At 61.4% G+C, this 12,754-nt stretch carries 10 protein-coding genes and 2 tRNA genes; 7 read left to right on the top strand and 5 right to left on the bottom strand.

Going from position 1 to position 12,754, the window contains the following annotated elements; all coding sequences use genetic code 11:
• Nucleotides 1-77: 77 nt before the first annotated feature.
• Together J1C56_RS05755 and J1C56_RS05750 are read right to left on the bottom strand one after the other, a co-directional pair.
• Nucleotides 78-2,087, bottom strand: coding sequence for a hydantoinase B/oxoprolinase family protein (locus J1C56_RS05755; protein WP_214386908.1), 2,010 nt, complete (start codon nucleotides 2,085-2,087; stop codon nucleotides 78-80).
• Nucleotides 2,088-2,130: 43 nt separating this feature from the next.
• Nucleotides 2,131-4,191: a hydantoinase/oxoprolinase family protein gene (locus J1C56_RS05750; protein ID WP_338001404.1), complete on the bottom strand. Its 2,061-nt coding sequence runs from the start codon at nucleotides 4,189-4,191 to the stop codon at nucleotides 2,131-2,133.
• A gap of 626 nt (nucleotides 4,192-4,817) precedes the next feature.
• Here J1C56_RS05750 and J1C56_RS05745 point away from each other — a divergent pair.
• The 3 genes from J1C56_RS05745 (at nucleotide 4,818) to J1C56_RS05735 (ending at nucleotide 7,779) form a co-directional block, all read left to right on the top strand.
• Entirely contained in the window at nucleotides 4,818-5,975 is a 1,158-nt protein-coding gene (locus tag J1C56_RS05745) for a transporter substrate-binding domain-containing protein (RefSeq protein WP_246591190.1), read from the top strand.
• 92 nt (nucleotides 5,976-6,067) lie between these two features.
• A complete protein-coding gene (locus tag J1C56_RS05740; protein WP_214386902.1) occupies nucleotides 6,068-6,724 on the top strand; it encodes an ANTAR domain-containing response regulator in 657 nt (218 codons plus the stop codon).
• 389 nt (nucleotides 6,725-7,113) lie between these two features.
• Nucleotides 7,114-7,779: a helix-turn-helix domain-containing protein gene (locus J1C56_RS05735; RefSeq protein ID WP_214386900.1), complete on the top strand. Its 666-nt coding sequence runs from the start codon at nucleotides 7,114-7,116 to the stop codon at nucleotides 7,777-7,779.
• Between the two features lie 95 nt (nucleotides 7,780-7,874).
• On the opposite strand, the gene J1C56_RS05730 is transcribed toward J1C56_RS05735, so the two are convergent.
• Nucleotides 7,875-7,951 (bottom strand) — tRNA-Pro (locus tag J1C56_RS05730).
• Nucleotides 7,952-8,109: 158 nt separating this feature from the next.
• Between J1C56_RS05730 and J1C56_RS05725 the strand changes: the two genes are divergently transcribed.
• From J1C56_RS05725 to J1C56_RS05715, 3 genes are all read left to right on the top strand, one after another.
• A complete protein-coding gene (locus J1C56_RS05725) occupies nucleotides 8,110-8,415 on the top strand; it encodes an ETC complex I subunit (RefSeq protein WP_109574555.1) in 306 nt (101 codons plus the stop codon).
• A gap of 44 nt (nucleotides 8,416-8,459) precedes the next feature.
• Nucleotides 8,460-8,536, top strand: a tRNA-Arg gene (locus tag J1C56_RS05720).
• A 327-nt stretch (nucleotides 8,537-8,863) separates the two neighbouring features.
• Entirely contained in the window at nucleotides 8,864-9,568 is a 705-nt protein-coding gene (locus J1C56_RS05715) for a class I SAM-dependent methyltransferase (protein WP_214386898.1), read from the top strand.
• A gap of 226 nt (nucleotides 9,569-9,794) precedes the next feature.
• Here J1C56_RS05715 and J1C56_RS05710 read toward each other — a convergent pair whose 3' ends face one another.
• Nucleotides 9,795-10,325 (bottom strand): cupin domain-containing protein, encoded by a 531-nt coding sequence (locus tag J1C56_RS05710; RefSeq protein ID WP_214386896.1) that lies wholly within the window; start codon nucleotides 10,323-10,325, stop codon nucleotides 9,795-9,797.
• Between the two features lie 154 nt (nucleotides 10,326-10,479).
• Complete coding sequence (locus J1C56_RS05705) at nucleotides 10,480-11,655, bottom strand: cystathionine beta-lyase (RefSeq protein WP_214386894.1); 1,176 nt, start codon at nucleotides 11,653-11,655, stop codon at nucleotides 10,480-10,482.
• A gap of 52 nt (nucleotides 11,656-11,707) precedes the next feature.
• On the opposite strand from J1C56_RS05705, the gene J1C56_RS33420 reads away from it, so the two are divergent.
• Nucleotides 11,708-12,535, top strand: coding sequence for a phosphatase PAP2 family protein (locus J1C56_RS33420; RefSeq protein WP_214386892.1), 828 nt, complete (start codon nucleotides 11,708-11,710; stop codon nucleotides 12,533-12,535).
• Nucleotides 12,536-12,754 lie beyond the last annotated feature (219 nt).

Genomic DNA, 12,754 nt, shown 5'->3' with positions numbered 1-12,754 from the left:
CCAGATTGTCGTTTGATCGGGAACTCCAATAGCCAAGAAGGCAGCAAGCTCGATCTCGAGCTTGCTGCCTGTCCGGGTCAGGCGACTTTCAAGGTCGCGTTGGCGGCTTGGCCCGATGCCGTCCAGTAGGGAACCGTCCGACGCTTCAGCATCTCGCGGAACTCGGCGGTGGTCTTGGGCAGAAGCTCGCCCGAACCCCAGTCGACGATGACGCCGTACTGCCTGATCAGATCGAGCATGTTGAGCTTCTTGTCGCGATAGAGGGCTGCGATTTTCGCGGCGTCTTCGTTCAGCCATTCCTTGCGGTGGCTGGCGATGCGTGCCCGCTCCGCCAGTGTCGCATTCTCGTCGATCTTGTATTCGTCGAGATCGATGTCGATCACATGGACGATGACGCCGTAGTCCTTCTTGGCCCGCTCAATGGAAACGTAGCCTTCGACCACGTCACTGAGCACGCTATTGATATCGCGCTTGAGCGGATCGCCAAGCCCGCCACCGCCGGCCGAGGGGCGCTGGACGGTGTCGCCCTGCTGGAGCGGCACGCCGGAGAAGAGGGAGCCAAGGTAGCGCTCCGTCTCCTGGCCCGGATTGACCCAGACACCGTGCGGGATGGAGGGCAGTCCGCCCCACAGGCCCCAGGTGATCGAGCGTTCGCGGTCGCAGCAATAGGACACCACGGTGCGTTCGCAGGCATAAAGCGTGCCGCCTTTCTGGACGCCGAGGCCGCCGCGGAATTCGCCTGGGCCACCGGAATCGACCATCAGCTCGTGGCAGGTGGTCAGCACCGGCGACAGGCGCTCCTGACCTTCGAAAGGCTGGGTTCCGAGCTGGACACCGAACACCGGGCCGGTGGCCGCCCAGCCGTCGCGGCCGTTTCGCGCACCCCAGCCGCCGACCATCCAGTCGTACCACATGAAGTACGGCTTGCCTTCGTGGCGCGTGTCGCGACCGCCGATCAGCAGGTAGTCGAGGTTGAAGGTGCAGGCCATGGCGCGCTCCGGCAGGACCTCGGCCCAGAGCTCGAAGACGGCATTCATGATCTTCTCGAACGGCCCTGAGGCAAAGCCGGCGACAGGCGTCGGCCATTCGGCGTTGACGACCGAGCCCAAGGGACCCGCATCGACAGTCACGACACGGTAGAAGCCGGAGTTCATCGGAATATCAGGCGACTGCATTTTCGTTCCGGCAACGACTGCCGCGAATGCGCCGCCGTAGCAGCAGTTCAGGAACGAACCGACAGACTTGGGATGCGATCCGGTCAGGTCATAGTGGACGCGGTCGCCATCGATGGTCATCTTCACCTTGATGGGGACAAGGCCTTCGCCCAGGTCAGGGTCAACGTCGATGTAGTCGATGGTCTCCCAGGTGCCATCAGGCAAATCGGAGATGCGCTGGCGCGTCATGTCCTCGACGTAGTCCTGGACCTCGTTGAACGACTTCTTGATCGTGTCGACGCCGTATTTGTCGCACAGACGCTGAACCTCGCGTTCGGCAAGACGGCAAGCTTCGGCCTGGGCCTGGAGGTCGCCGATGATGTCGCTGGGCGCACGCGTGTTGTGGGCGATCAGCTCGGCGACGTCGGAAAGATAGACGCCCTTGCTGTAGACCCTGACCGGTGTGATGCGAAGGCCTTCGGCCATGTGATCGAGCGCGTTCACGTTGAACGAGCCAGGGACAGCACCGCCGACATCCGCCCAATGGCCGTTGGCCTGGGCATAACCAAGCAGCTCGCCCTTGTAGAACATCGGTGCAAACAGCCGCGTATCGTTGAAGTGGGTTCCGCCCTGGTAGACGTCGTTGATGACGAAGACGTCGCCTGGATGAACGTCATTGCCGAACTTCTTGATCACCGCCTTGGCGGTCAGGTGAAGCGTTCCAACGTGAGCGGCGATATCGCCACTGCCTTGCATGATGGTGTCTCCGGTCGGGTCGCACAGGGCCGAGGAGAAGTCGCGTGAGTAGATGACGAACGAGTAGCAGGTGCGCAGGATCTGCTCCGCCATCTGGTCGACGATGTTGACGTAGGCGTTCTTCAGAACTTCAAAGGTAACTGGATCGAGCGTACGGCGATCTTTTTTCGGTGCCATTTCCAATCTCCAATTCAAATTTGTGTGGCGTGAGGGGCGTCGTTCAGGACTGCTGCGGAACGTGCATCCTGATGATCAGGTACTCATCCACTTCGGCCTTGATCTCGGGCGGCACGACGATGGTGGAGTCGAGCTGGTCGATGATCGCGGGACCCACGACGACCGCGCCTGCATGCAGGGTCGAGCGGTCGTAGATCGGCGTCTTGATGCGCTCGGGCGCTTCGTCGAACCGCACCATGCGTTCGCCAACCGGAGCCGGCAGCGGGGCCTTGCGCAGTTCGTGCTTGGCCAGTTCCGCCTTGCGGTTGAGGCCGGTGGCCTTGACCTGGATGCGGCATACTTCAACCGGGGCATCGGGCCGGGAGTAGTTGTGCTCGCGGCCATGCTCCTCGTGGAACTGCTTGACCGCCTCATCGAGGTTGGTGATGTCGGCGCTGACCGGGATCGACATGGACCGCCACTGACCGAGATAGCGCATGTCGATGTAGCGCTGGAACAGCATCTGCTCAGGCGAGATGTCCTCGCTCAACAGACGGTCGTGTCCGTCTTCTTCCAGGAGGCGGAAGGCGTTGTTGAGCTCGGCCATGTCGATGGCGCTGACCGTATCGGTGTACATCTGCGTGATGTCGTGGGTGATGTCGACAAGCAGGCAGCCCATTGCCGAGGTCACGCCAGGGTTCGGCGGGATCAGGACGACAGGGATGTAGAGGTCCCTGGCCAGTGCGACGCCGTGCAACGCGCCGGCGCCGCCGAAGGCGACCAGCGCGAAGTCGCGTGGGTCGTAACCCTTGCGCAGCGAGACCAGGCGAACGGCGTCCGCCATATTGGCGTTCGCGACCTTAAGGATCGAAAGAGCTGCCTGCTCTGTGTCCATGCCGAAAGGTTCGGCGATGACGCGGTTGATGGCACCTTCGGCAAGCTTGACGTCAAGTTCGACCTTGCCGCCGGCGAGCTTGGTTCCCAGGCGACCGAGATAGACGTTGGCGTCGCAGTTGGTAGGCTCCGTGCCGCCCTGATTGTAGCAGACCGGTCCCGGCGTCGAGCCGGCGGATTGCGGTCCATTGCGAAGCGCGCCAGCCGCGTCGCGCCAGGCCAGCGAACCGCCGCCGGCGCCGATGGTCAGGACCTCGATGCTGGGGAAGCGGATCGGATAGCCATATTCGACATGCCAGTCGTTGGTAACGTGGAGATGGCCGTCTGAGCAGAGGCTGATGTCGGTGCTGGTGCCGCCCATGTCGAGGCTGATCGAGTTCTTGTAGCCGGCAAGCTCCGAGATGAAGCGGCTGGCGATCGCGCCGGCTGCGATACCCGATGCCGCCAGTCGTGCGGCAAACTTGGTGGCGCCCTTGGCGGTCATGACGCCGCCGCCGGAATGGAGCAGCAGCACATCTCCGGCATAACCGCCGTCCTGCATGCGGCTTTCGAGTTCGGCGCCATATTGTCCCGCGACCGGTCCAAGCACGGTGTTGGCGACGGTGGTGTTGAAGCGCTCATGCTCGAAGATCTCAGGCATGATGTCGCTCGACAGCGAGATCGAAACGCCGGGCAGTTCCTCCAGCAGGATGTCGCGCATCCGCTGCTCGTTTTCGGGATTGACGAAGGAATTCACGAAGCAGATGGCGATGTTGTTGACGTTGCGCTTCCTGATGACGCGGGCAAGCTCACGCGCCTCGGCTTCATTGACGCCCTCGATGACCTTGCCGGAATAGTCGATGCGTTCGGTGACCACCAGCCGGTCACGGCGTGGCAGGTAGGGAGGGGCCATTTCCTTGTAGGTGTCCCAGAGGTCGTCACGCGTGCCGCGCCGAATTTCGATGACGTCGCGAAAACCCTTGGTCGTCACCATGATGGCGGGCGGGAAGCGGCGGGTGATCAGCGCATTCGTTGCCAGCGTCGTGCCGTGCGAGAACAGGATGATGTCGCGAAGGGCGACGCCGCCCGCTTCGATGCCCTTGAGCACGCCGTCGATCGGATCCGGCGTCGTCGGCGTCTTGGCCACATGTATCTTGCCGGAAGCCTCGTTCAGGATGCACACGTCGGTAAACGTGCCGCCCACATCGCAGGCCACGCGCACCGCAGTGCCAAACGTTTCTACTTTATTCACGTCCAGTTCCTCCTCAGGCTGATGTTTTTTCGAAGTTCCCACCACGCGGATTGTTTTGACAAAGCTCCGCATGTCCGAGTTCCCAAAGGAATCCCGGTGATTTTTGTTTGAGAGCGACTTGCGTTGCTCCAAGCGGCAATGGGTATTGTCAGCGTCGTTGCTGTCTGCGGAGCCGAAGAAAAGTCGGGCGCAGCGCACTGGTGATGAAACGCAAAAAGGCTCCGGCGGAGATAACCCGCGGGAGCCTTTTTGCTCTGTTCTCAGCCCGCAGCGTCGCAGGCCTGATGTCGATGATCATCCGAGACTTGCGGATTTCTGTCAACTGGCAATTCGCGCGACGCGTCCAATGCCAGGGAAAGCCTTGGATTTGCACGGTTGCCGGCTTGGCAGAAGCCTGCTCGACGCGCGCTCGGCGCTGAAGCCTGCGAATGAGTTTTCGTCTCGAAGACGAATGTTGCCTGCCGAAGCGCAAGCGAGTTGACGCGCTATGTAGCTTCAGGCACAACTTACGTAAGGACAGCGATGTCCCTGACGGTCGAGCAAAGGCGCTTGCTGCGGTTTCCCCGCGCTGGGCGCTTTTTTTGTGTCGAGTTCGCGGATGAACAATCTGACGGAGTTGGCAATTGATGGCGACAAGAACCGAGGAGCCGATGAAGGTCGGCGTGTTGTTCTCCCAGACCGGCGTCACTTCGGTGATGGAACGCAGCATGCTGAATGCGACGCTGTTTGCGATCCACGAGGTCAATGAAGCCGGCGGCATCAACGGGCGTGAGCTCGTGGCGGTCCATTACGACCCATTCTCCGATGCAGTCGCCTACAATCGCCTGGCAAACCGGTTGCTTGTCGAGGACAGCGTCAGGATCATCTTTGGCTGCTACATGTCGAGCACGCGCAAGGCTGTGCTGAAAGCGGTCGAGCACCGCAACGGGCTGCTCTGCTACCCCGCCCAGTATGAGGGCTTCGAGTACTCGCGCAATGCCATCTACTGCGGTGCCGCCCCCAACCAGAACAGCGTTCAGCTGGGGGAGCATCTCCTCAACCATGTCGGCAAGCGCTTCTACATGGTCGGCTCCGACTACATATGGCCGCGCGAGTCAGACCGCATCATGACCGAGATGGTGCTGAAGCATGGCGGGGAGGTGGCTGGCCGGGGCTATCTGAAGCTCGACGCCAGGCGGGCGGCCTACAAGCCGCTGATATCAGACATCAAACGCAAGCAGCCGGACCTGATCTTCTGCAATTTCGTCGGCGAAAGCATCGTCCATTTCTATCAGGCGTTTGCGGAAGCGGGCCTCGATGCGAAGTCGATGCCGATCGCCAGCCTGACAACCAGTGAGTCCGACATCCAGGCGATGGGCATCGATGTGGGCGCCGGGCATATTACGTCAGCCACCTATTTTCAGTCCGTCGGTGGCATGCAGAACGAACGCTGTGTCGAGCGCTACAAAAAGAAGTTCGGCGGCGATGCCGTGACCAACATGTGTTGGGAAGCGGCCTACTTCCAGGTCCACGTGGTGGCGAATGCGCTGCGCAAAGCCAGGACCGACGATGTCGAGGCGTTGCGGCCGGCAATTCTCGGCTCGGAATTCGACGCGCCCCAGGGGCGCATCCGCATCGATCCTGATAACGCGCACACCTATGTGTGGCCGCGGGTGGCACGGGCGCGTGAGGACGGCCAGTTCGAGATCCTGTCGAAATCCGCATCCGCAATTCGGCCTGATCCCTATCTGGCCAGCTACAATCCCGAAGAATGGGGGGAGCGATTGGCGATGCATTCGCTATGATCCTGTGCCGAAGGGCGCAGGCCAACCAACAAAACGACACCACAGGCAAGCGTTGGAAATTCGGAACCGCGACATTGCCGCGATGAGGAACAATGGTATCACGTAGCCCCCACGTGGCGCCGCATGACGGATCCGCGCCGATCCAGATCAAGGACATACGCTCGCTCCGCGTCCTGCTGCTGCAACCCAAGAGCAGCGAAGGCGAAGAGCTTTGGCAGCACCTCAACAGGATCGGCTGCCAGGTCCAGACCAACTGGCCGCCGCCGGCCGAAATTCCTGCCAACATCGACGTGGTGTTCGCCTTCATCCGCCCGCTTGTCGAAGGCGGCATCACCTGGAACTGGAATGCAGACGATCCGCCGGCGGTGCTGATCGCCATCGTTGATTATGAGAACCCGATCATTGTCGAGAAGGTTTTGCGCCTGCGGGCGCAGGCGGTGATCGGCCTGCCGCTGCGGACTTTCGGAATCCTGGCGAACATACTTCTGAGCGTCAACAATCACCGGCGCGAGGAGCGGCTGCGCATCCGTGTCGAGCGGCTGTCGGCGAAGCTGAAGGCACACCGCGACATCGACAAGGCCAAGGAAATCCTGATGGCCACCAACAACGTATCGGAACAGGTCGCTTACGAGACCTTGCGCGAGCAGGCGATGAACAAGCGCACCACGATCGAGGCGATCGCGCTCGCCATCATCAACGCCAGCGATGTGCTCAAGCTGCCGGTGAAGGAGGCAGTGCACGTTGCGTAGGCTTGTATCGACCGGGGAGGGCCGATGCGATCTGCCGTCGCTCCCGGTCGACCAGCCTGCGGCCCGAACCTGTGGCGCATGGAATGCCGGCGAGCCGCAGGTTGCCCACGCCGAGACTTGCCATTGACATGACCGGCTAAATCCCTGACGCTTCAGCCCATCACGCCCGCACCGATGCGGGCCGATAGCAGAGCAAAAAAGCTCCCGCGGGTTACTCCGCCGGGAGCTTTTTGCGTTTCTGGACGCAGCCACGGGCTGGTCGCTTGCATGTCGCATTGCGGCAAGCGCGGCCCATGCACGATGGGCTGCCGGAAACAAGTGGGCGGGCCGGTCACGGCCGCGACGTCGGGCAGCCGGCAGCGATTTTGACATTTCAGGAGGTGGCGAGCATGACGACAACCGGCCTCGACTTTGGCGGACGCGACATGGCGGACGCAGCGCTGGCGTTGAATCAGGACCAGCATGCCTTGCGCGGCGCGAACGGCAACCGGCTAGAAATGGCGATCGGCCGCGAGGTGAGGGCTTACAGGCGCAAGCATGGCATGACTATCATCGAGCTTGCGCGGGCCGCCGGCCTGTCGCTCGGCATGATGTCGAAGATCGAGAACGGCATCATCTCGGCATCGCTGACCACGCTGCATCAGCTGTCGCGCGCATTAGCCGTGCCACTCAGCGTATTGCTGAAGCCGTCCGAGGAACTGCGTGACGCCAAGTTCGTGAAGGCCGGCGCCGCGGCCGAGCGCTGCGGCACGCGTGCCGGCCATCGCTCGCTCGGCTACGTCGTCCCTGATGCCGCCGGCGTCTCGGTCGAACCCTGCCTCGTCACCCTGACTGATGATGCCGACCGTCCCCTCTTGAGCCAGCATGCCGGCATGAAGTTCATCTACATGCTGGAGGGCGAGATGGTCTGGCGCCATGGGGCGGCACTTTACGGCATGGCGCCGGGCGACAGCCTGTTCTTCGACGCAGCCTCACCGCACGGCCCCGACCAACTGCTGAAGCCGCGGGTCCGATTCCTCTCGGTCGCGTCATGCCGGCCGGCAGGAAAGGATTGAGATAGCCGGGCGCATTCCATGGCGCGCAATTCGCCTGCGCATGACGCACCAGCACCATGGTGCGGTGGGGATAGATCGATGTCCAAGGGGAAAAATGGTCGGAGTGGAGAGATTCGAACTCCCGACCCTCTGGTCCCAAACCAGATGCGCTACCAGACTGCGCTACACTCCGAAATCACATTTCGACGCCGTGCCTAGTGGCTTCCGCTCGACATGGCAAGGGCAAAAAAGCGGAAACCGGCTTTCGCCTTGCAGCAATGGCGATTGCGCAGTAAATGACGGGCGCATCTGGATGTCCGCGCATGCTGCGGACTCACGAATGAGGGAATTATGTCCGCGCGAATTTTCAGCCCTGCCAAGACCGCCATGCAGTCGGGCAAAGCCAAGACCGGGCACTGGGTGCTCGAATTCGACGCCGAGAAGCCGAAGAAGATCGACCCGCTGATGGGCTACACCAGCTCCGGCGACATGAAGAGCCAGATCAGGCTGACTTTCGAGACCCGCGAAGAGGCGGTCGCCTACGCCGAAAAGGAAGGCATCGCCTTCCGCGTGCAGGAGCCGAAGGAAGCCAAGCGCCGGCAGATTTCCTACTCCGACAATTTCCGTTATGACCGCAGGACGCCCTGGACGCACTGACGTCCCAAGGCACGATCACGCCGGCCCAACAGCGGCCGGCCAGCGGTCCCGTAGCTCAGCTGGATAGAGCACCGGCCTTCTAAGCCGATGGTCACAGGTTCGAATCCTGTCGGGATCGCCACCTTTTTTCATCGTTGATATTGTTCATTTTTCAACGCCGGAGCCGTCGTCTCCACCTTTGCCGTTTGCTTGTCGACGATAGATGCCTCATCTCGACGAGAAAGCTTACGGGGCGAAGCTTACGAAAGCGCCGCTCTCGACCTAAGTTGGCATCTACAAAAGCAAGCATGTTTTGTGGCTTTGCGCCGTGCAGCAAGGGCACGACTATGGAGAGCTGATAAAAGCCGGTCAAAGGGTGCAGTCAGTCGTGGAGAACTTTTTGAGGAGTTGCCAGTAATGGGCTGGCCTACCACTTGAGCTTTCTCTAGTGCGCTGGTATCGCGACCGGATGGCTAACATCAATGAAAAGACGCGTGAGATCTGGGTTGAGAAGAAACTCGCTTCGGTCCCCAGAGGCCGTTTGATTCTCGATCTTGGGGCTGGCGAGTGTCAGTACAAGAAATTTTGTCCACATCTGACCTATGTTTCGCAAGATGTCGCCATCTATGACGGAGAGGGCAACCAAGCGGGGCTCCAGACGGGGACATGGGATTTCAGCCAGATCGACATTCGATGCGATGCCGTCGATATCCCCGAAGATGTGCAATACGATGCGATCTTGTGCACAGAAGTGTTGGAACATGTTCCTGACCCTGTGAGGGTGGTTGAAAAGATCGCGCGGCTGGTCAAGCCAGGTGGCGATGTTCTGCTAACTGCGCCATTTTCTTCACTGACGCATTTTGCGCCCTACCACTACGCAACGGGGTTCTCATCTTACTTCTATAGCCACCACCTTGATCGCCTCGGGCTTGAGATTTTGGAAATCACGCCGAACGGAGGGTATTTTGACTTCCTCGATCAAGAGTTGGGCAGGGCGGCAAGCGTCCATGAAGAGTACGTTGGTGTCCGTCCCTCCTTTATAGCAAGGAAGATAATCAAGCTGGCCCGCAAGGTGATGCGAAAGGCTGCCGCGAAGGATGGTGAGCGCGAACGGCGAAATTCCGCGCAGTTGCTTACAATGGGTTGGCAGATTCACGCGAGAATGAGGGCATAGGCGAGGCTTCTCCGCCGGCGTCTCCCACTTCTCATGGCTGAGACGACGCGCGTCCTGCTTGTAAGGGACGCCTGAGCGGCGGCCTCTGCTTGAGGCACGACACTTCTTACCGGTTTCCAATGGCCTTGTCTGCGTCCACGCCCGGGCGAACCGAATTGGTTCCATGCGGGTTTCGTGCCTATTTGGGTGCCGGTTAAGTACACTGCATTTTGCGTGCAAGGCGCTGCTAGCTGCCGTCCTTGTCGGCATCGCGTGCCGCACGCACCAGGTCCGGCAGGCCGTCATGATCGCCGAGCACGCGTTTCGGTACATCGTGCCACCAGTCGTCGCGGATCGCCTTGCGCTCGAGATTGACGGGATAGACGATTTGGTTCTCGTCCTTGTTGGCTTCGCCGACCACCAGTCGGCGGACTTCTCTGTCGGTGTTGTTGAGGAAGCTGTGCGCCAGCCCGGTGCCGGCGGGGAAGCCGACGGAATCGCCCGGCTTCAGGCGATGCAGCACCCCGTCCAGCCAGACGTCGGGTTCGCCGTCGATCACGTGGACGAATTCCTCCTCCAGGCTTTCGGCATGCGGAAACGAGGTGCGCCGGCCCGGCGGCAGCCTGACATGGTGGATGCCGAGCCGCTCAAGGCCGAAATGGACGGCAAGCGGCGCACCGAGCCCCCTGAGTTCCGATGTGCCGATGAAGGTTTCACCGTCGGGCTTTTCGACCTCGGTCCAATGGACGATTTCGGAAGGGCGGCCGGATGCAGTCATGTCGATCTTCCCGAAGAGCTTGCCAGGTTCGGAAGGCAAACGTCGCGATGGCGACGCTGCCTGTCAATATGAGGTCGCGGAACGAGTTATGGGACGAGTTATCCTGGCGGGGATCAGGCGGAGCAGCCTTGCCGCTGCCCGCCCTGCCAAGCCATCAGCCCACCGCGTTCGCTGCCCTAAGGCCTGCGGCGATGTCTTCCTTCAGGTCGGCCACGTCTTCCAGGCCGATCTGCAGCCGGATGATCGGGCCTTCATAAGGGCCGTTAGCGATTCTGCGGTCGGCGAGGTTGACCTGCACCGCCAGGCTTTCGTAGCCGCCCCAGGAATAGCCGAGGCCGAAGATCTCGAGCGCGTCGAGGAAGGCATGCGCCCTTGGCGTGCCGCCGCCCGAAAGCACCACGGAAAAGATGCCGCTCGAGCCGGAGAAGTCGCGCTTGAAGAGCTGGTGGTCGGGATGGCTTTCGAGGCCGGGGTGCAGCACGCGGGCGACGCCCGGCTTGCCTTCGAGCCAGCGCGCGATCTCGAGCGTGCTCTTCTGGTGATGGGCGAGCCGGACGCCCATCGTGCGCAGGCCGCGCAGCACCTGGTAGACATCGTCGGGGCCGGCGCAGCAGCCGAGCGTGACGAAGGCGTCGTGCAGCTTCGGCCAGCAGGCGGCATTGGCCGACACGGTGCCGCTCAGCACGTCCGAATGGCCGGCGGGATATTTGGTCGCGGCATGGATGGTGACGTCGACGCCGAAGTCGAGCGCCTTGAAATAGAGCGGCGTCGCCCAGGTGTTGTCCATCATGACGATGGCGCCCGCGGCATGCGCTGCCTTCGCTATCGCCGGAATGTCCTGGATCTCGAAGGTGTTGGACGCCGGTGATTCGGTGAACACCACCTTGGTGTTCGGCTTGATCAGCGCCGAAATACCTGCGCCGACATGCGGATCGTAATAGTCGACTTCGACGCCGAGGCGCTTGAGCATGGTGTCGGCGAAATGGCGGGTCGGCAGATAGACGGAATCGGTGATCAGGATGTGGTCGCCCGACGACAGGAAGCCGAGCAGGGGAATCGTCACCGCGGCGAGGCCCGATGGCACGGCGATGGTGCCGGCCGAACCTTCGAGCTCGTCAATGGCGTGGCAAAGGGCGTCGCTGGTGGGCGTTCCGCGGGTGCCATATGTGTATTTTTGAGCACGCGCGGCCATCGTCGCAGCGTTGGGGAACAGAACTGTCGAGGCGTGCACGACCGGCGGATTGACAAAGCCATGAAAGCCGTGTGGATCGTGCCCGGAGTGCGTCAGCCGCGTGTTGACGCCTTTGATCCTGCCATTGTCTCGAGTCATGAATCCGCACCCTTTCAGTGAAGACGCCAGCCATAATGCGACGGCCCGACCCGTGCAACCGCCGCAGGCGCGTGTTCGGCTGGGCCAGGTCTGGCCGGCCGGCTTTGCCGGGCGGCTTATGGAGACGGTGGCGTTTTCCTCGCGTCGCCTCCGGCGCCGTCCGGTCGGCTCGCCGCAGCCGGTGTGGTCGCGTGGGCTGACGCTGCTGCTGCTTTGCGGCGCCGTGGCGGTTGCGCTGTTGTTCACCGTCGATTCGGCAGTGATGAACTTCATGCTCAGCAACCGCAACGGCTTCACTGCCTGGCTGGCCTGGCTGAGCGATATCGGCAGGTCGGAATGGTATCTCGTGCCGGCCTTGCTGGTCTATCTCGCGACCGCAGCCGCCGACTGGCGCGGCGTCGGCTATGACTTGAAAGCACGGCTGGTGACGTTGTTCGGCCAGGCCGCCTTTGTTTTTGGCATGGTCGCCTTCACCGGCATTGCGGTCAATATCGTCAAGCTGTTCTTCGGCCGTGCTCGGCCGGCCTTCTACGGCGAATACGGCGCCTATCATTTCGACCCGTTCGTGGTGACGCGCTATTCCTCGAGCTTTCCCTCTGGCCATGCGACGACCATCGGCACGGTAGCTGCCATCCTGATGATCTGGTTTCCGCGCCAATGGCTGCCTATTGCGATCGTCGGCTTGATGCTGTCGGCCCTGCGGATTCCGGCGGCGGCGCATTATCCATCCGACGTCACCGCCGGCTATCTGTTCGGCTTTATCGTGACGATCGTGGCGGCGCGGTTCTTTGCCGTGCGCCGCGTCGGCTTCAGGCTGGCGCTAGGAAAGCTGCTGCCTTTAGCAATAGGCTTTGGCAGACGAAAACCTACTGCCGGCTAACTTCTTTGAAGTGAGTTCGATGCACGCCGCAGCAATCGTTCCTCCTGATTTCTAATACTAAAGGCGCAGCCGGCAGCGTGGGGCCTTTATTGCTTGACCTAATAAGAATTATCGCCTTCGATGCATCCGTGGACCGGACTGCAGCAAAGCGCGCCGGCAAGGACGCGCAATCCGGATTTGGGCCGGATAGGGGATGCTGAGTTCACAATTCAAAAAGAC

The organism is Aminobacter anthyllidis (assembly GCF_018555685.1).
Lineage (GTDB): Bacteria > Pseudomonadota > Alphaproteobacteria > Rhizobiales > Rhizobiaceae > Aminobacter > Aminobacter anthyllidis.
Note: the sequence above shows the minus strand (reverse complement) of the source record. Positions and strands in the feature narration are given on the sequence as shown.

Excerpts from the sequence above, each read along its gene's own strand:
- J1C56_RS05715 (WP_214386898.1), top strand. The coding sequence starts at position 8,864 with ATGGCTAACATCAATGAAAAGACGCGTGAGATCTGGGTTGAGAAGAAA.
- J1C56_RS05745 (WP_246591190.1), top strand. The coding sequence starts at position 4,818 with ATGGCGACAAGAACCGAGGAGCCGATGAAGGTCGGCGTGTTGTTCTCC.
- J1C56_RS05735 (WP_214386900.1), top strand. The coding sequence starts at position 7,114 with ATGACGACAACCGGCCTCGACTTTGGCGGACGCGACATGGCGGACGCA.
- J1C56_RS05705 (WP_214386894.1), bottom strand. The coding sequence starts at position 11,655 with ATGACTCGAGACAATGGCAGGATCAAAGGCGTCAACACGCGGCTGACG.
- J1C56_RS05755 (WP_214386908.1), bottom strand. The coding sequence starts at position 2,087 with ATGGCACCGAAAAAAGATCGCCGTACGCTCGATCCAGTTACCTTTGAA.
- J1C56_RS05740 (WP_214386902.1), top strand. The coding sequence starts at position 6,068 with ATGGTATCACGTAGCCCCCACGTGGCGCCGCATGACGGATCCGCGCCG.
- J1C56_RS05710 (WP_214386896.1), bottom strand. The coding sequence starts at position 10,325 with ATGACTGCATCCGGCCGCCCTTCCGAAATCGTCCATTGGACCGAGGTC.
- J1C56_RS05725 (WP_109574555.1), top strand. The coding sequence starts at position 8,110 with ATGTCCGCGCGAATTTTCAGCCCTGCCAAGACCGCCATGCAGTCGGGC.